Source organism: Calditerricola yamamurae, from assembly GCF_054654135.1.
In genome coordinates this window covers 662,933-678,812 of record NZ_BAAIFH010000006.1, presented here as the reverse complement: position 1 = coordinate 678,812, position 15,880 = coordinate 662,933, and the positions used below count along the sequence as shown (strand labels likewise).

18 protein-coding genes and 1 pseudogene are annotated in these 15,880 nt (G+C 57.1%); 10 read left to right on the top strand and 9 right to left on the bottom strand.

Annotation, left to right across the window (positions count from 1 at the left end; all coding sequences use genetic code 11):
* Positions 1 to 14 precede the first annotated feature (14 nt).
* Positions 15 to 1,241 carry an IS256 family transposase gene (locus tag ACYQ0Z_RS09670; protein ID WP_459864370.1) on the bottom strand — a complete coding sequence of 409 codons (1,227 nt, stop codon included), beginning with the start codon at positions 1,239 to 1,241 and terminating at the stop codon, positions 15 to 17.
* Positions 1,242 to 1,440: 199 nt separating this feature from the next.
* On the opposite strand from ACYQ0Z_RS09670, the gene ACYQ0Z_RS09665 reads away from it, so the two are divergent.
* The gene (locus ACYQ0Z_RS09665; protein ID WP_157057615.1) at positions 1,441 to 1,686 is read left to right on the top strand and encodes a hypothetical protein; all 246 of its coding nucleotides are present in this window, start codon (positions 1,441 to 1,443) and stop codon (positions 1,684 to 1,686) included.
* Here ACYQ0Z_RS09665 and ACYQ0Z_RS09660 read toward each other — a convergent pair.
* Both ACYQ0Z_RS09660 and ACYQ0Z_RS09655 read right to left on the bottom strand, forming a co-directional pair.
* Positions 1,683 to 2,294 carry a VanZ family protein gene (locus tag ACYQ0Z_RS09660; protein WP_188816670.1) on the bottom strand — a complete coding sequence of 204 codons (612 nt, stop codon included), beginning with the start codon at positions 2,292 to 2,294 and terminating at the stop codon, positions 1,683 to 1,685. The two genes, ACYQ0Z_RS09665 and ACYQ0Z_RS09660, sit on opposite strands and share 4 nt — an antisense overlap.
* Before the next feature lie 89 nt (positions 2,295 to 2,383).
* Positions 2,384 to 2,812 (bottom strand): hypothetical protein, encoded by a 429-nt coding sequence (locus ACYQ0Z_RS09655; RefSeq protein WP_157057998.1) that lies wholly within the window; start codon positions 2,810 to 2,812, stop codon positions 2,384 to 2,386.
* Positions 2,813 to 2,990: 178 nt separating this feature from the next.
* On the opposite strand from ACYQ0Z_RS09655, the gene ACYQ0Z_RS09650 reads away from it, so the two are divergent.
* Positions 2,991 to 4,211 carry an ISL3 family transposase gene (locus tag ACYQ0Z_RS09650; protein ID WP_459867318.1) on the top strand — a complete coding sequence of 407 codons (1,221 nt, stop codon included), beginning with the start codon at positions 2,991 to 2,993 and terminating at the stop codon, positions 4,209 to 4,211.
* Here the strand turns inward: ACYQ0Z_RS09650 and ACYQ0Z_RS09645 are convergent.
* Positions 4,200 to 5,711 (bottom strand): IS1182 family transposase, encoded by a 1,512-nt coding sequence (locus ACYQ0Z_RS09645; protein ID WP_157057714.1) that lies wholly within the window; start codon positions 5,709 to 5,711, stop codon positions 4,200 to 4,202. The two genes, ACYQ0Z_RS09650 and ACYQ0Z_RS09645, sit on opposite strands and share 12 nt — an antisense overlap.
* 272 nt (positions 5,712 to 5,983) lie before the next feature.
* On the opposite strand from ACYQ0Z_RS09645, the gene ACYQ0Z_RS09640 reads away from it, so the two are divergent.
* Positions 5,984 to 6,427: a GNAT family N-acetyltransferase gene (locus ACYQ0Z_RS09640; protein ID WP_054670724.1), complete on the top strand. Its 444-nt coding sequence runs from the start codon at positions 5,984 to 5,986 to the stop codon at positions 6,425 to 6,427.
* 248 nt (positions 6,428 to 6,675) lie between these two features.
* On the opposite strand, the gene ACYQ0Z_RS09635 is transcribed toward ACYQ0Z_RS09640, so the two are convergent.
* A complete protein-coding gene (locus tag ACYQ0Z_RS09635; RefSeq protein WP_218185365.1) occupies positions 6,676 to 6,861 on the bottom strand; it encodes an excalibur calcium-binding domain-containing protein in 186 nt (61 codons plus the stop codon).
* Positions 6,862 to 6,982: 121 nt separating this feature from the next.
* Complete coding sequence (locus tag ACYQ0Z_RS09630) at positions 6,983 to 7,459, bottom strand: thermonuclease family protein (protein WP_054670721.1); 477 nt, start codon at positions 7,457 to 7,459, stop codon at positions 6,983 to 6,985.
* A 284-nt stretch (positions 7,460 to 7,743) separates the two neighbouring features.
* On the opposite strand from ACYQ0Z_RS09630, the pseudogene ACYQ0Z_RS09625 reads away from it, so the two are divergent.
* Positions 7,744 to 8,144 (top strand): annotated as a pseudogene (locus tag ACYQ0Z_RS09625) (NAD(P)H-dependent flavin oxidoreductase); the annotation flags it as partial.
* Positions 8,145 to 8,217: 73 nt separating this feature from the next.
* Here ACYQ0Z_RS09625 and ACYQ0Z_RS09620 read toward each other — a convergent pair.
* On the bottom strand, positions 8,218 to 8,844 hold the full coding sequence (locus tag ACYQ0Z_RS09620) for a YktB family protein (protein WP_229725851.1): 627 nt from the start codon (positions 8,842 to 8,844) through the stop codon (positions 8,218 to 8,220).
* Between the two features lie 211 nt (positions 8,845 to 9,055).
* On the opposite strand from ACYQ0Z_RS09620, the gene ACYQ0Z_RS09615 reads away from it, so the two are divergent.
* The 6 genes from ACYQ0Z_RS09615 (at position 9,056) to gerQ (ending at position 13,799) form a co-directional block, all read left to right on the top strand.
* Positions 9,056 to 9,244 (top strand): hypothetical protein, encoded by a 189-nt coding sequence (locus ACYQ0Z_RS09615; RefSeq protein ID WP_054670718.1) that lies wholly within the window; start codon positions 9,056 to 9,058, stop codon positions 9,242 to 9,244.
* A gap of 160 nt (positions 9,245 to 9,404) precedes the next feature.
* On the top strand, positions 9,405 to 10,910 hold the full coding sequence (locus tag ACYQ0Z_RS09610; protein WP_459867311.1) for a leucyl aminopeptidase: 1,506 nt from the start codon (positions 9,405 to 9,407) through the stop codon (positions 10,908 to 10,910).
* A gap of 30 nt (positions 10,911 to 10,940) precedes the next feature.
* Entirely contained in the window at positions 10,941 to 11,882 is a 942-nt protein-coding gene (locus tag ACYQ0Z_RS09605) for an NAD(P)-dependent oxidoreductase (RefSeq protein ID WP_459868864.1), read from the top strand.
* Entirely contained in the window at positions 11,869 to 12,639 is a 771-nt protein-coding gene (locus ACYQ0Z_RS09600; protein WP_459867308.1) for an endonuclease III domain-containing protein, read from the top strand. The genes ACYQ0Z_RS09605 and ACYQ0Z_RS09600 overlap by 14 nt, the downstream gene beginning before the upstream one ends.
* Positions 12,640 to 12,925: 286 nt before the next feature.
* The gene (locus ACYQ0Z_RS09595) at positions 12,926 to 13,357 is read left to right on the top strand and encodes a cell wall hydrolase (RefSeq protein ID WP_459867305.1); all 432 of its coding nucleotides are present in this window, start codon (positions 12,926 to 12,928) and stop codon (positions 13,355 to 13,357) included.
* A 49-nt stretch (positions 13,358 to 13,406) separates the two neighbouring features.
* Complete coding sequence (gerQ, locus tag ACYQ0Z_RS09590) at positions 13,407 to 13,799, top strand: spore coat protein GerQ (RefSeq protein ID WP_459867302.1); 393 nt, start codon at positions 13,407 to 13,409, stop codon at positions 13,797 to 13,799.
* Positions 13,800 to 13,921: 122 nt separating this feature from the next.
* On the opposite strand, the gene ACYQ0Z_RS09585 is transcribed toward gerQ, so the two are convergent.
* Both ACYQ0Z_RS09585 and ACYQ0Z_RS09580 read right to left on the bottom strand, forming a co-directional pair.
* The gene (locus ACYQ0Z_RS09585) at positions 13,922 to 14,314 is read right to left on the bottom strand and encodes a hypothetical protein (protein ID WP_459867299.1); all 393 of its coding nucleotides are present in this window, start codon (positions 14,312 to 14,314) and stop codon (positions 13,922 to 13,924) included.
* A 223-nt stretch (positions 14,315 to 14,537) separates the two neighbouring features.
* Positions 14,538 to 15,707, bottom strand: coding sequence for a DDE-type integrase/transposase/recombinase (locus ACYQ0Z_RS09580; RefSeq protein ID WP_459865126.1), 1,170 nt, complete (start codon positions 15,705 to 15,707; stop codon positions 14,538 to 14,540).
* Between the last annotated feature and the right edge of the window lie 173 nt (positions 15,708 to 15,880).

Below are 15,880 nucleotides of genomic sequence, written 5' to 3'. Positions count from 1 at the left end.
TAAGGGAATGGCCCCTAGCTGACCCGCACCACTTTCGCAGACGCTTCGGCCTCCTGAGCGGCACGCCATTCCAGGTATTCGGTCATGCCCAAATACTTTTTGCCGCTGGCCCACTTCTCGTCAATCTCCATCAGCAAAGCACCCAAAAGCCGCAAGGCGGACTCGCGGTTGGGGAAGATCCGAATCACTCGTTCACGGCGCCGAATCTCCTCATTCAGCCGTTCAACGGCGTTGGTGGTGCGCAGCCGCCTCCGGTACTTTTCTGGCAACGCCAAGACCGCCGTCGCGTCTTCAAAACCGGCTTCCAGGATCGCCATCGCTTTCGGTGCCTTCTCCTCGTACGCCTTCAGCGTTTGCTTCAGGAGTTGCCGTGCCGTCTCCATATCCGGTGCCTCCAGGATGGCCCGTACCCGGCCATGGACCTCCTCCTGCAGCGGTTTTGGTGTAGCATCGAGAATGTTTCGCACAAAGTGCGTCTGGCACCGCTGCCAGGTTACGCCCTGAAAGTGCCGCCGAATGGCGCGTACGAGCCCGCGATGGTCATCCGACACCACCACATCAACACCATGCAGCCCGCGGCTTTTCAACCAGCTGAAAAACTCGCCCCAGCTGGCTTCCGACTCGCTGTCGCCAAGCATCAGGCCCAACACCTCACGATATCCCTCGGTGTTGATGCCAATTCCGATAAGCGCGCCGCGTGACCGGACGCGCCCCTCTTCGCGTACCTTCAGCACCAGCGCGTCGACGAGGACAAAGGGATAGGCCTTCTCTTCAAGCGACCGGTTGTTCCATGCCTTGACCACCGGATCCAGCCGCTTGCACAGCTCCGAGATGGTGGATTTCGAGAACTCCGTACCGCACAGCTCCTGCGTGATCTGTTCAATTTTGCGCGTCGATACCCCGTTCACCACCATTTCCATTAAGGCCAACACCAGCGCCTGTTCGCTCCGTTGATAACGGGCAAACAGCTCCGTCGAAAACTTCCCGTTTCGAAACCGCGGAACCCGAAGCGTGAGGGTACCCACCCGGGTCGTGAGCTGATGCGGATACGTCCCATTGCGGTATCCCTGGCGTTCTTCCGTCCGTTCATAGGGCTCTGCACGCAGCTGCTCCGTGGCCTGAGCTTGCAAAATTTGATTCAAGACGGACTCCAGGAGCTTGGCGAGCGCATCGTCTTTCGTGTCGCGGAGAAAAAGTTGATGCAAAAGCTGTGCATCTACGGTAATCTGATAGTGAGCCATTTCGATCCCCTCTCCCTTTTTGGTTTTTGTGGGTTCAAGCTCCATTCTAACCGAGGGGGATTGGAAATGGCTCTCTGACTTTTTTCAGAGAGTCCTTTTTACACAAGAATATGGACTCAACTATATTCGGTTGTAACAAAAATGAACCGAATAAACTGAATTGTATGTGTGGAAACAAGAAAAGGAGGGTTTGCTTTTGATGTACATCAATCAAACCCTCCCGTATCAAATAGAAGATGCTCCACTTGAAGAATCCGAGTGCTTCGGGTATTATTACGATCCCATAGCAAGGGAGTGCAAGCATTGCGACTTTCAACAGAAATGCGCTTCTGTATTTAACACCAGAAAATCCCTTGGATTGATTGAAGATGATGAACTCCGTGAAGAAGTAAGAAAGCTGTTGGAAGAGTATAAAGCCCCCTTTAGTATCTTGCCTCTTAATTAGTCAATGGTTTTTACACTTTGACTCGTCAGGACGTTGTGGATGTGGCTCCATACACCCTTGGTGGGTTCGTCTTTAGACACAGATTTGCGGTAAATCCAGGCAAAAAAGCAAAACAGCGCATATCCAATTAATACACCCGAAAGGTTCAACAAAACATCGTTGATGTCAATGGTTCTGTAAGGAAATCTGTATAGCAAGGATATTACCAACTGTACAAGCTCAATCGTGAGCGTAAAAAATAATCCTCTTAGCAAAATTGACTTATAATTACTTTTAACGAGAAACGGCAATCCAAATCCAAATGGTATCCCAAGAACAATATTTCCAACACCCTGGATAGACAGCAAATAGTCAATAGACATTCCCCGGAGAGGAATGAGATTTATACTGGACATCAGATTTGCATCACGCCTAAGGAATTCAAGTACTTCTGGATCAAACCAAAGAGGCAGGATAGTGTATCCCACTACATAAGTCAGGTATATGTAGAAGATGGTAAAGCATATCAAATAACCGCTTGTTCGCCCTTTCCTTTTCTTTAAATAGATAAGAAGTGAAACAAGGATGATGACAGCAAGCGGGATGATACTTTCGATATCGATTCTCACAAAAACCCCTCCCTTATATGTGACACGGCCCGGCAGAGGTTAAACCTTTGCCAGGCCATATATAATGTGTTTTTTAACTAATGTGTTTTTTAACGGGTGGTTAATGTGCCTTGTGCCTTGATGTCCCAACCGTCATCGTTTGTTTTCCATGCTTCGATATAATAAACGCCCGTTGGTACGCTACCACACGCTTTGGAAAAAGATTTTTTCTCATTCAACGTAGTGGATGGTGTTACAGACACTGTGCAGATTGTGTCATCGATGATTTCGTCTTTTACAACTGCAATTGTTACGGAGTACGGACCAACCGCTCCTGCAGCTTTTCTATAAGCCCAGAGACTACCTGAATTCGTAAGGGAACCTGCACTGAGTCCATGAGTTACCCCGTTATCCTTTCCGTTAACATAACGATAGTCCATCGTGAAGGAATAACTTGAACTATTGGCAAGAGCAACGGGCATTGCCATGATCAAAAGTGCTACTACTGCTAATGTACTCCGGATAAAAAACTTCTTCATACAAAATCCCTCCAATAGACAAAATTTTTAATATGCTTTAATTATAAAGAACGAGTACAAAAATGTCAACCATTCCAAGGCTCTACGCTAAAAAGTGTGGGAACTAAGAGGAAAAGGCGGTCGACGAGCCAAGGGATAGTTAAGCGCACCACATCCCGAAGGAGGCTCGCGACCGCCTATGAACAAGCTTACCGCAGAAATGTTCGGCTTACAATCGTGGATTGTTTACCGTACCGTCCATCAATCCGACAGCATCCACGTCTACGCAGGTCGGCCGCGTAAGGAAGCGCGGTGTCCGGATTGTGGACAGCTGACACGCCGCGTCTACGATCGTGCGCGCGAATGGAAACGAAAGCTGCACACCTGGTGCAACGAGAAACCGGTTTACCTCTGGGTACGTCCCCGGCGCTTCCAGTGCACGGCCTGTCGAAAAGTGTTCACCGAACGCTTCCCTGGCATTCGCCCCTGGGCACGCAGGACCGAACGGGCCGAAGCCCTTTTGCTCCAGCGCCTGAAAGCAGGCAGTTTTCGTCGTGCCGCCCAGGAAAGCGGAACAAGCACCAGCACCTTGCGCCGTCTGCTTTTCCGGTGCGTAGGCCAGCAGATAAACCTCGAGGAAGCCCTCCGGGATGTTGATGCGTTCGTGCTGAGCATCGATGAACACAGCTATCGCGGCCGTGACATGATGGTCACGGTCACATGCGTGTGGCCAAAACGGCGCCTTTTGGCCATCTTGCCGGATGACCGCATGAAAACGCTGGAGCGCTTTTTGCGACAGTTGCCGGATACGGTTCGTCGGCGCATTCGGGCCGTATGCATCGACCTGAAGGATGCTTGGCGCCATGCCGTGAAGCGCGCTTTGCCCGGCGCTGTCATCGTGGCAGATCCGTTTCACGTTATCCAGGACGCGAATCGGCGGGTTGACGAAGCACGGCTTGTGGAACAGCAGGTGACCGGGGTACGCCTGCCTCGATGGCCGCTTTTGAAGAACGAGGACGATCTCACTGAACGCCAAGCTGCCCAGCTTGCCGCCATTCGGAAGCATCACAAAAACGTGGCCCACTTTCACTGGGTCAAAGAGCAGCTGCGAGACGTCTACCGCGCCTCCAATCGAGACGAAGCCACAGCCATCCTGGACCGCGTGATCTTTGAGACCCAGTCGGCAAGCGATGCCGCGCTCCTGCAGTGGGGACGCACGCTCCGCCGCTGGCGCGAGGCGATTCTGGCCTATCACACCTGGCGTGTTTCAAACGGCTACACGGAGGGCGTGCACACCAAGATCAAACTGCTCAAACGAATCAGCTACGGGTTCCGCAACCGCGAAATCTATGTGCGAAAGATGCTCCTCGCTTTTATGCCCTTGGCTTGGTTGACCTCCCATCCACAGTTATTGACTTAGAGCCCCATTCCAAGTTATATAAAGCACTCTCAGCGATCCGATACGGATCGCTTCAGACTGCAGACAAACTCCCTCGGTGCCAACGCAGCCGAGGGAGTTTTCTTGTCGTCTGAGAACAAAAAGGATACCGAAATGAAGGGCATGGCGCCCTGTTTTTCCTAACCTCCATAACCAATTCGCCAGCTTTTTTAAATTCATACAAGCAAAAACAAGCATCGCCTGCATTGTCACTTTTTCCAATCCTCGCAACGTGGTCCAACGCAAGCCATGCTTCTCCTTGAGATCCGCAAATACACGCTCGATCGTTTCCTTTCGGCGTGCATATAGGCGTTTATTCACTTCTGTATGGCGCAGGTGCTCCACTTCCTCCATGTAATGGGCCCAGATATGGCGGCTCACGCGTTTAACCGCATCGTGACTTTCTGTGCACTGGGAGCGGAATGGACAAGATCGACAGGTCGTGGCATCGGAACGGTAGATTCGGTAACCCTCACGGGTCGTGGTTTCGTAGGTGAGCACTTGTCCGGCAGGACAAAGATAGCAATCGTAGTACTCATCGTACACGTAATCCTGCTTTCGATACCTTCCGTCTTTTGTGTGGGGACGAGTATACGGCATGACCGGACGGACCTGTTGGTCCAAGAGGTACTTGCAGATATAAGGCGTTTTATACCCTGCATCCACCGCGACAGCGCCGGGTTTTCCGACGTGCTTGACGGCTTGCTCGAACACATCTGTGAAGACCTGACTGTCATGAACGTTGGCGGCCGTGACGACGGCACTGACGACAAAGCCGTTTTGGTCGCTGGCTGCATGGAAGGAGTAAGCGAACGTCTGTTCCTTTTCGTTTTTGACAAACCAGCCGCTGTCTGGATCGGTGGTGCTTTGCTTCACCTCCTTCCAGACGGCTTTAGACTTTTTTGGCAACGGCTTTTTCCCGTGCGCTACGCGGTCCTGGTTGATTTCCTCTTCGAGAAGTTCTTGATATTTCTTGCCTTCTTCCTGGACAAGCCGCTTGAGATATTTCCTCTTGTTGGCGTTGGCTTTGACATGGGTGGAATCGATATACAACACGGAAGGGTCGACCAGCCCATGATGGCAGGCTTCTTCGAGAATGCGCGTGAAGATCCTTTCAAAGAGGTCGGTACCCTTGAATCGGCGGACATAGTTTTTTCCAAACGTCGTGAAATGGGGGATGGGCTGGGTGAGATCGTATCCCAGAAACCACCGGTAGGCGAGATTGGTTTCGATTTCTTTGATGGTTTGCCGCATGGAACGGATGCCGAACAGATACTGGATGAGCACCATTTTGATGAGGACAACGGGATCGATGCTGGGTCTTCCGTTGTCTGGGCAGTAACGATCTTCCACTAGCTCGTAGATAAACGAGAAGTCGATGGCGTTTTCGATTTTGCGGACCAGGTGATCCTGAGGAACCAATTCGTCCAACGAAACAACGGTAAGCTGGTAACGGCCTTCGGCCGATTGTTTTCTCAGCATGTGGCCACCTCTGCATGATGGGATAAGAACTCTATTCGACAAAAAAGCGTGTAGACCTTGTACCTCCCGGTACTTTGTCTACACGCTGCAGCGATCCGATACGGATCGCTTTTTTGTTTTCCCGCGCGGTCCCGCCGGACCGGAGGAAAGGAACGAAGGGCTTTCTCACATCTTCCGGTATTTGTTCACAAGCGCAACCGCTTGCTGCCTCTTTTTTGAAAGAGGTGGGTAAGTTACCATCGATGATGGGGAGAAAACGAGGGGGGAAGACGATGATCCGCGAATTGACGACGGAAGAGGAATGGATCGCCGCTTTTCCGGTCATGAAGGAATTGCGCACCCATCTGGATCTGGAAACCTACTTGTCCCTGCTGTCGGAGATGCGGGCACAGGGTTACCAGCTGTTCGCCCTGGAGAAGGAGGGCCGGTTCGTCGCCTTGGCGGGTGCGGCGGTGATGACCAACTTTTACAACGGCCGGTATCTTTTCCTCTTTGACTTGGTGACGCGGGAGGAAGAGCGCTCCAAGGGGTACGGCGCCGAACTGCTCCGCCATGTCGAAGCCTTCGCCCGGGACAACGGCTGCCAGCTGGTGGAGCTGACCTCGGGTGTTCAGCGGAAGGATGCGCACCGCTTCTATGAGGAGAAGATGGGATATTCGAGAACCAGTTGGGTTTTCCGGAAAGCGCTTCACGGTGAGCCGAACAAAGGGGAATGATTTTCGGAAGAAAGAGAAAACCGGAGAAAGTTCTTCGGTCGATGACAAAGGACCGGGATGGACCGATTTTCGCCGAGCGACTCGCCTCTGCGCCGGAGCGAAGGGGGAAGATCGCGTCCCGCCCCCTTGGATGCAGGGTTTGTCAGCAGTCTCGGGCGGGTAGAAAGACCGCCCCAGGCTGTTGACCCTTCTTTGTCAACAGCCTCACCCAACCACACATGGTTGGGCTTGTTTATTGGTGTTTTCCACTACGGCAGGGACTCACACGCCACCCCATCTTTATCCGGATCCAACCGATGTGGGTCTTTCTCTGGTCCTCCTGCCGCTTCAAAGAAGGCCTGCGCTTCCTTTTGGGTTTTAAAGTCCGAACAGTCCCGATCAGGACCAAAGGGATCAAAGGGACCGTTATAACCCGTGGTTTTCGGTTTCGGCACTGATCCGTTCAATTTCCCCTTACACCACTTCTCTACCACATACCCTTCATCCGTAGCGTATCCCGGACATTGCTAGATACCAATCTTCTTCTCCTGTGCAATGTCCTCCGCTTTTCTGAATTCATCCAAATGCCGGCGGGAGTTCGTATATGTACCCAACCCTAGCCAAACCCTTTTTCAGCAAAGCTTCTTGAACGTTTTTTCCGTCAGCATAGACATAAGCCAGCACCCGACCGTATTTGTCCCGCTTCTCCACGTCATACTCCAAGGTGATCCGGTTTGCATTCTCCAGCATCTTTCGGGTGAATTCGCTGGCCTCTTTCCCCAGCGGCTGTTCCCCCAATTCGGGATGCTTGGTCTCCGGTGTATCGATCAACAGGTACCTAACCGTCTCTACTTTCCCGTCAATCCGGAATTTGCTTGTGTCCCCATCGACATGCTCCACAAACTGAACCTCCTCCGCATCCTTCGGTTCCTTTACAAATATATGTCCTGCTATATGATGCTTGTCCACTTGTTTCGATGAATCAGCATTCTGGTCCACACAACCGGTCAGAACCAGTGCAAACGCCAACATCAACAACATCCATTTCTTCATGCCTTCATTTCCTCTCCGTTTCGCTGTTTTTAAAGTATCTTTCCTAAACAGTTTAAAAACGTTAAAGATATTTACCATTTTTTAACAAACGTAAGTTCCCGTAACGAAACAAAAATTTCGTTACCCTTTCTCCCTAGCCCCGTCCCCTTCCCGTTATAATTAAGACCGTACGCCTCCACTTCGGGTCCGTACGCGTTCAAAAACGGAGATCGGACGTCTTAGGCGGAAAACCGAATCACCATGCGGGAAATGTGGGAGCGGATGGGGTGCTGGTGTCCCCCCCGGTCTTGGGGGCCGAGGGGGTGGAGATGGGCACACGTTTTATCGCCACAAAGGAGTGTGTTCACGCGCACGAGCGGTATAAACAAGCCCTGGTGGAGAGCGCCGAGACCGATACCGTTGTGATCAAGCGCTCGCTCGGTGCTCCGGGGCGCGTGTTGAGGAACGCATGGACAGAAAAAATTCTCGAGCTGGAGCGGCAAGGCGTGGGGTACGAGGAGCTTAAGGACTACATTATCGGGCGGCCAACCGCGCATTCATCCATGAAGGGCGCGTGGACGAGGGCTACGGCTGGGCGGGCCAGGTAATCGGGCTCATCCGCGACATTCCATCGGTTCAGGAACTGATCGAGCGGATGGTGGCCGAGGCGGAAGCGGTGCGCGATCGGCTCAACTGCTTGTGGTAAAAGGGGATACGCGGCGGCAAAACCACTGAAGGCCAGGGATGTGTCCCTGGCCGTCTCCGTTTTCGTGGCCGTCTCAGCGTGCCAACCGGTACAGGGGCATCAGCGTCTGGAAGGTCTCCTCGATGCGGGCAAACAGGGCATCGCCGTCGGTGAGGAGGGGGTCGGTGCGATCAATGGTGATGCCGCACAGCACTTCAGCTTTCTTTACCTCTTTTAACCGACGGATGAGCGTGACGAAGTCCTCGTCGGTCATGTCGGCGTGCGGCGTGCTCTCCGGAACCGTGTGGTCTCGTGACCAGCGGAAATGGGCGGGGATCGCGGCACGGATCTTGTCCAGGTGGCGTTCGAGGTTTTCGGCGAAATGCGGCTTAAGCGGCGACTCCTCGATCAGGGCAAACCAGACGAACAGGTGGGTGGACCACAGGCCCACCTGGAAGTGGGGATCCTTCTTATAGCCGCGCGGATTGGCCGCCCAGGCCACCCATGTGCTGTCGGGCGGGTTGACGGTGCGACGGGCGTGCTTGGCCACATGGGCGAAAAACCGATCCCCGCTCATCGCCGACAGAGCAGGGGCCAGCCGCTGGCCGAGGGCCTCCAGCTTCGGGCGTACCGTTTCCTTGATCGCGCGCATCCGTGCCTCCAAGCCAGGAACGGTCATGGCCTCGAAGTCGGCGGCGGTGAAGCCGGTAAAGGCTGGCACATGAGACACCTCCTCAGCGCATACACTTGCTATCACTATAACACAACCGGCATATACTGGACAAAAAAGCGTCAGTTGCACGGGAAACGGAGGGGACGGATTTCCGGGGGCGGAACGCGGACTGCAGGATGTGACTGGCATCCGGCCATTCCAACGGCAAAGTGAGGGATTCGCATGGACTCCTTTCCCTAAAAAAGGCCAAGGCGTGACCATGGAGCAAGTGCTTCGGGCGTTCAAGCGTACCGACGCCGAACGGCGCATTCCCCTACTTCGTCGGGAGATTGACGAGGAGCTGGCCAAATTGCACCACGCGATTATGTGTGAAGACCTGGAAACCATCGAAGCGTGCAAAGAGCGATTGGAGGCGTTGCGGCGAGAAATGTTGCTTCTGGAACTGTAGCGCGTCTCACACCGGTGTCATCGCGGTGGGGCGCGTTTTTTTGTGGATTGCGGCCGCGTGAAAGCGCCTACGGTTCCGTTTTTTCGCGTGCCTTCCATCCCTGTCATCTCGTATAATGAAAAACGGGAACGGACACTGGACAAGTCGAGGAGGGAGACGGGTGGAGATTCGTGTTACCCGTGAAAATCCGACGAAGCTGACGACTGATGCGCTGGTGGTCACGGTGTGTGAAGGCCACGAGGCCCTGCGAGGGTTTGCCCGCATGGTCGACGAGGCGCTGGGGCATCGCATTGCCGAGCTGATGGCGCTCAAGGAGGTACGCGGCAAGTTCGGGGAAGTGACCATCTTGCACAACTGGGGCAAAATCCCGGCTCGCCGCACGATCGTTCTGGGATTGGGGAAAGAGGAAAAGCTCACGCTGGAAAAGATCCGCGATGCCTTTGGCATCGCTGCCCGCAAAGCGCGAGACGTGGGTGTGCACCACTTGACGCTGACCGTCCTGGAGAACCATGACAAAAAGTGGAATCCGGTTGACGTGGTGCAGAGCCTTGTGGAAGGGGTGCTGCTCGGTACATACCGGTATCAAGGCTACAAAACCGGCGAAAAGGAAGAAAAGTTGGCGTTGGAGCGGCTGACCGTCGTTGTCGACGATTCCATATCCGACCGCGCCGCGGCGGTGGCCGTGGAGCGGGGCGAGGTGTTTGCCCGGGCGACCAACTTCGCGCGTGATCTCGTCAACACGCCGGCCAACCGCATGACGCCGACGGTACTGGCCGAAAAGGCGGCGGAGATTGCCCGCCGGCGCAACCTGGAGTTTCGCGTGCTCGAGCGGGACGAGCTGGAGGCCCTCGGCTTCGGCGCCTTCCTCAGCGTGGCCAAGGGCAGCGACGAGCCGCCGAAGCTGATCGTCCTGCAGTACAAGGGGGCGGCGGACAGCAAGGAGATGCTCGGCTTTATCGGCAAGGGGATTACCTTCGATGCCGGCGGCGTGCAGATCAAGCCCGATGAGGGGATGCACGAGATGAAGATGGACATGGCCGGCGCCGCCGCAGTGCTCGGGGCCATGGATGCCATCGGCGCGCTGCAGCCGCATGTCAACGTGGTGGCGGTGATCCCGGCCTGTGAAAACCTTGTTTCCGGGCGCGCCTTCAAGCCGGGGGATGTGATCACCTCCTTCTCCGGGAAGACCATCGAAGTGCGGCACACCGACGCCGAGGGCCGCCTGATCCTGGCCGACGGCATTGCCTACGCCAAGCACCTCGGCGCGACGAAGCTGGTCGACGTGGCCACGCTCACCGGGGCGGTCATCGTTGCCTTGGGCAAGGCGGCCAGCGGTCTGATGACAAACGATGCCGAGTGGGCCGAAGAGGTGAAGAAGGCGGCCGAGATCGCCGGCGAAAAGGTGTGGGAACTGCCGCTCTTTGACGAGTACGAGGAGTACATCGAAAGCGATGTGGCCGATCTGAAGAACGATGCCGGCCGCCCGGCGGGCACCATCCAGGGCGGGCTGTTCCTGCGCGCCTTTGCCGAGGATACGCCGTGGGTGCATCTCGACATCGCCGGCACGGCGGACACCGACAAGGACCGCGGCCACTATCCGGCCGGCGCCACCGGTGTGGCGGTACGCACCCTCACGCAACTGGCCATCCGCTTCGGCGGGAAGTAACGGGGAGGACGCCGGCGCCGCGCGCGCCGGCTGTCTCGTTCCCGCAGACCGCAAGGAGGAGAGTACGAGATGAAGGTCGGTTTTGTCGGACTCGGGACGATGGGGCTGCCGATGACGAAAAATTTGCTAAAAGCGGGGTTCGAGGTGGTCGTGGTCAGCCGCAGCCGGGGGCCCATTGAGAAGGCGGTGGCCCTGGGGGCGAAGGAAGCGGCCAGCCCGGCCGACCTGGCTGCGCAGGTGGACGTGGCGCTGACCTGCTTGCCCATGCCGGATACGGTAGAGGAGGTGTACCTCGGGGAAAACGGCCTCCTGACCGGTGCGCGACCGGGCACGATCCTGGCCGACCACAGCACGGTCAGCCCGTCGCTGAACCGCAAGATTTACGAGGCGGCGCGGGCTAAGGGGGTGCACTTTCTCGACGCGCCGGTGAGCGGGGGGCCGATGGGTGCCGAGGCGGGCACCCTGACGATCATGTGCGGCGGGGATCTGGAAGCCTTTGAGAAGGCGAAACCCGTCTTCGAGGCGATGGGCAAATTTGTGGTCCTCGTCGGCCCCGTAGGCAGCGGGAGCGTGGTCAAGCTGATCAACAACCTGCTCGTCGGCGTGCACACGGCGGCGCTGTCGGAGGCTTTCGTGATGGGAGCCAAGGCGGGCATCGATTCGCGCGTCCTCTACGAGATCCTCAAGCATAGCACCGGCCACAGCTACATGATGGACCGCACCGTTCCGCTCATCCAGGCCGGGGACTTTGCCCAGCGTTTTTCCATCGATCTCTTGTACAAAGACATGCGCATCGCTACCCAGTTGGCGGAGGAGTTGGGCGTGCCGCTGCGCCTCGGGCGCGTGGCCGAGACGATGGTCGGCGAGGCGCAACAGCAGGGACATGGGCGGGAAGATGTGGCGGCAATCATCCGCCCGCTCGAAAAAGCGGTTGGCGTGGAGGTGCGCGTGGAGGACGATGGCGGGAAGTAAGCGTGCCGCAGGCCGTTCTGGGGCGGCGGCCGATGCGGGAGACGCTCCCGCGGGAACCCGGCGCGCGGCCCTGACGTGGCGGGTGCTGTACCGCGCACTGGCGGCATGGGCGCCCGGCCTCACCCCCGACGGGTGGTGGGGCATCACCGATCCCTACGAGCGGGCGTGGGGGACGGTGCTGGTGCAGAACACGGCGTGGACGAACGCCAGGCGGGCCCTGGAGGGGCTGCGTGTCCGTGGCCTCACCGCACCGGACGCGCTCGAGATCGCCGACCGCGCCGCGGTCGAGGAAGCCATTCGTCCGGCCGGGTTCTACCGCCAGAAGGCATCGACGCTGCAACGGTTGGCCGCCTTTTTGCGGCGCACGCCGCTCGTGCAGCCGTCCGACGTGGCTTCGGTCGAGGCCTTGCGCCGCGCGCTGCTTGCGATCAAGGGCGTCGGCGAGGAGACGGCCGATACCCTGCTCCTCTATGTCTTTGGCCTGCCGTCGTTCATCGGTGATGCCTACACCCGGCGCCTGGCCGAACGGCTGTGGGGGCGGCCCTTTGCCTACGGCGACGTGCGCCGCGCCGTCCTTACCGAGGGGTTTGCGCTTGACGAACTGGCCTTGTTTCACGCCCTGATTGTGGAGTTCGGAAAAGCCGTTTGCCGCAAGAATGCGCCGAGCTGTGCTGATTGTCCTTTGGCGGATGCGTGCGCGCATGTCGGTCGTGCGGCGGACACGGCGACGGGTCTGGACAGCCGGAGCCTGTCCTGATAAGGCGGGCGGGGACGGGCGGAGGAGGAGCACCCGGCATGAAAAACAGGGCTGCCGACATCTGGTGTCGGCAGCCCTGATTGTTCGGAGGCGGCGTTAGGGTTACGCTGGATCCACCATCTCGATGGGTTTGCTTGCGACCCCATGATCCACGGTATCGCCCACGTGTAGACCGGGATCCTCTCTGAGGCGGCTCCGTTGCTCGGTTTTCTTTGCCCCGTGCGTCACCTTTTGTGCGATCACCCAGTATCCTAGTCAGTGATCTTGTTGGCAAAGGAGTGGGGTGATGGCGGTTATCCGGGCGAGAGAACAGGACATCCGGCTGTTGGCCCAGTTGATCCGCGCTGAGGCCGAAGGCGAGGGGGAGTTGGGGATGCTCATGGTGGGCAACGTCGGCGTGAACCGGGTTCGCGCGGATTGCCTCGATTTCCGAGGCATTCGCACGATCGCGCAAATGGTTTTCCAATCGCCGGGCGGGTTTGAAGCGGTGCGCTTTTCATATTTTTACCAACACCCGCGCGAACACCATATGCGCTTGGCCCGTCAGGCCGTCAACGGCCGGCGGGTTCACCCGGCCACGTTCGCCCTGTGGTTTCACCGTCCCCCGCAGACGTGTCCGCCACAGTGGTTCGGCCAACCGTTAAGCGGGCGGTTCAAGGCGCATTGTTTCTTCCAACCGGTGCCCCAGAACTGCCCCAACGTTTACGGAACGTACTGACGCGTGACTGGCCGACGATGGCGCAAACGCAAACCGGAGGAGGGCGGCGATGTATCCATCTTACGTTCCCTACCCGTTTTGCTGGCCGCAAGGGTATCCCATCGCGGGGAGAGAGAATCCAGGTCCGCCGGGCATGGAGGGCCGACGCCCAATCCCCACCCCCGCGCCGGGTGTGCCGCCGCAGCTTCCGCTTGAGGAGTCGTACATTGAGAACATCTTGCGTCTCAACCTGGGCAAGATGGCCACCATTTACATGACCTTTGAGAACAACACGCAATGGAACGCCAAGGTGTTCCGCGGGCGCCTGGAGGCGGCAGGGAAGGACCACATCATCATCAGTGATCCGAGGACGGGGAAGCGGTACCTGTTGCTCATGGTCAATGTCGATTGGATCGAGTTTGAGGAGCCCCTGCGCTATTTTTCTCCACCGCGCGTACCGTAAGCGGAGGGAAAGGGAAGCGGTTGGCCACGCCTGCCGGAATCCCTGCGCGACAATGCCCGGAGCGCTGGACGAGGCCAGCCGTTCCGGGCATTCGCGTGCAGGCGAACGGGCGAAAAGATGGGCTAATGGCGGTGCTGCAAGGAACGGACGAAGGTGCGGACGAGGGGGTTTTTCAGCAGTTCGGCAAGGGCGGGCATCTGTTTGACCAGTTCGCTGGGGTTCAGCGGTGTGGAAGGGGTTCGGGAACGATCCGGTTCGGGCGAACGCCGCAGGCCGGGTTTCGGCGGGCTGACACCGGGAGGCGCGCCGAGCTGACGTCGCCGGCGCGGTGGTACCACATAATACCGAATTTCGTCGATGCGTTCCAGGAGATGGTTCATTTGCCCGAGTTGTTCCTCGATGCGGGCCATCCGTTCGCGGGCCTCGGTGACCGCGCGATACATCTCGCGCAGGGATACGGGGGGGCGACCCGGTCCGGTGCGCGCACGGTTCGCCCGTTTTCGTGCTGCAGGCATGGCAAACCCTCCTTCGGTTTTCGGGTGCGAGAGGATGTCACGTTATAGTGTATGGACGGTGGGGGAAAGGGGCGCGCGCAGCGCAGGGAAACGGGCCAGCGCCTGAGGCTGACGTGTCAACTCACATAAAAACCTAACCGAAGTGAAACCGATCCCTCACGTAAAAACCTAACCGAATACTCTTGGCAAGAGGCTCCCTCAGGTAGGAAAATGGAGTTGAGGTCTACCCGACCTCAAGAGGTTCTTGGTTAGGTGGCTCGGGGGAGGGAGCCCAAGGACCCCGAGCCACGATTTTTTCGAGCTGATCATGAAGATCGAGCGGGTTGAGCGTTTCAAACTGAGCCTTGAGCACGTGTTCCATCTCCGGTTTTAAGGCGCCGCTTTCGATCAGGCGTTGGAAAGGCGTGCGGGCTTGGTCGAAGCGTTTGCGAATGCGCTTGCCTTCGTAGGATTTTTCGACGACCTTGCGGGTGGGCAAAAAGAGATTGGCGTAGGGGTCGAGGAGGGCATAGACGGCGTTGAGCCACTCCACAGCCTCTGGGGTGTCGTAGCGGGCATAGCCCACGATCTCGCGAACGAACTGGCGGTTTTTCTGTTCGACATGGGGGTTGTCGTTTTTGCGGTAGGGACGGCTGCGCATAAACGCAATTCCTTTTTGCCTGCAGAAACGGAGGAGATGATGGTTCAAGAACTCGGAACCGTTATCGCTGTGGAGGGTATGGACAGCTGTAGGCCACTGCGAGAGGATGGATTCCAAGGCAGCGAAGACGGCTTTTTGGCTTTTGCCGAGGATGGCCTGGCGGCGGCTGTAGCCGGTGACCATGTCGGTAACCGACAAGGTGCAGGCGAACTGGCCGGACGAGTCGCCGCCATTGTGTTCGACGAGATCGATTTCCAGGGCGCCGGGGCGGGATTCGTTCCAAGGGAGCCGGCCTGCAGGGATGTCCCTTTTCAAGCGATTGGTGGGTTTGGGGCGCATAAAGCGTCTGGGTTTGGGCGAATCGAATTCCTTCAGGCGCCGAGCGAGCGTAGATCGGCTGATTTGGGCGAGTTGCTGGCGGATGAGCGAGGTTAAGCGAAGTTTTCCATGGCGTTCTAAATGCTCGGCAGTCGGCAGGAGGACCGGATGGAGGCGTTCGGCACAAGGGTAGTCAAGGGCTTCCCAAACGGTTCGGATGACAGGGAGCGCTTCTTGATACCGCTTGGGCCGTTTGCGCCGGATCTGTTTGGGTTTCCACTCCGGGCCGTTGAGAACCTGGATAGCGTACTTGCGGTGATACCCCAGCACGCGCGTGACTTCATCGAGAATGCGCGACTTTTCTTTTCGGGACGAGGCTTTGGCATACCATTTCCGGATTTGCGTAAGGTATTCGCGACGGCTTTGGAGAGACATGGTCACGTCACATCCCCCTCGGTAAGATTTCGATGTGAGTGATCCAGTCTCCCTTCGGTTAGATTTTAGCTGAGCGATTGCGGCTGACCGCCAAAGGGGCGAATTTGTGCTATACTGATGAATGGAAAAGATGTGACTCCGCTTCGGTTTCCGTCGAAAGATTACGGAAAAGG

Bases quoted from the DNA above. Each gene is read 5' to 3' on its own strand.
- ACYQ0Z_RS09600 (WP_459867308.1), top strand. From the start codon at position 11,869: ATGGCGGGAAGTAAGCGTGCCGCAGGCCGTTCTGGGGCGGCGGCCGAT.
- ACYQ0Z_RS09580 (WP_459865126.1), bottom strand. From the start codon at position 15,707: ATGTCTCTCCAAAGCCGTCGCGAATACCTTACGCAAATCCGGAAATGG.
- ACYQ0Z_RS09665 (WP_157057615.1), top strand. From the start codon at position 1,441: ATGTACATCAATCAAACCCTCCCGTATCAAATAGAAGATGCTCCACTT.
- ACYQ0Z_RS09630 (WP_054670721.1), bottom strand. From the start codon at position 7,459: ATGAAGAAATGGATGTTGTTGATGTTGGCGTTTGCACTGGTTCTGACC.
- ACYQ0Z_RS09585 (WP_459867299.1), bottom strand. From the start codon at position 14,314: ATGCCTGCAGCACGAAAACGGGCGAACCGTGCGCGCACCGGACCGGGT.
- ACYQ0Z_RS09650 (WP_459867318.1), top strand. From the start codon at position 2,991: ATGAACAAGCTTACCGCAGAAATGTTCGGCTTACAATCGTGGATTGTT.
- ACYQ0Z_RS09595 (WP_459867305.1), top strand. From the start codon at position 12,926: ATGGCGGTTATCCGGGCGAGAGAACAGGACATCCGGCTGTTGGCCCAG.
- ACYQ0Z_RS09645 (WP_157057714.1), bottom strand. From the start codon at position 5,711: ATGCTGAGAAAACAATCGGCCGAAGGCCGTTACCAGCTTACCGTTGTT.
- ACYQ0Z_RS09655 (WP_157057998.1), bottom strand. From the start codon at position 2,812: ATGAAGAAGTTTTTTATCCGGAGTACATTAGCAGTAGTAGCACTTTTG.
- ACYQ0Z_RS09670 (WP_459864370.1), bottom strand. From the start codon at position 1,241: ATGGCTCACTATCAGATTACCGTAGATGCACAGCTTTTGCATCAACTT.
- gerQ (WP_459867302.1), top strand. From the start codon at position 13,407: ATGTATCCATCTTACGTTCCCTACCCGTTTTGCTGGCCGCAAGGGTAT.
- ACYQ0Z_RS09640 (WP_054670724.1), top strand. From the start codon at position 5,984: ATGATCCGCGAATTGACGACGGAAGAGGAATGGATCGCCGCTTTTCCG.
- ACYQ0Z_RS09615 (WP_054670718.1), top strand. From the start codon at position 9,056: ATGGAGCAAGTGCTTCGGGCGTTCAAGCGTACCGACGCCGAACGGCGC.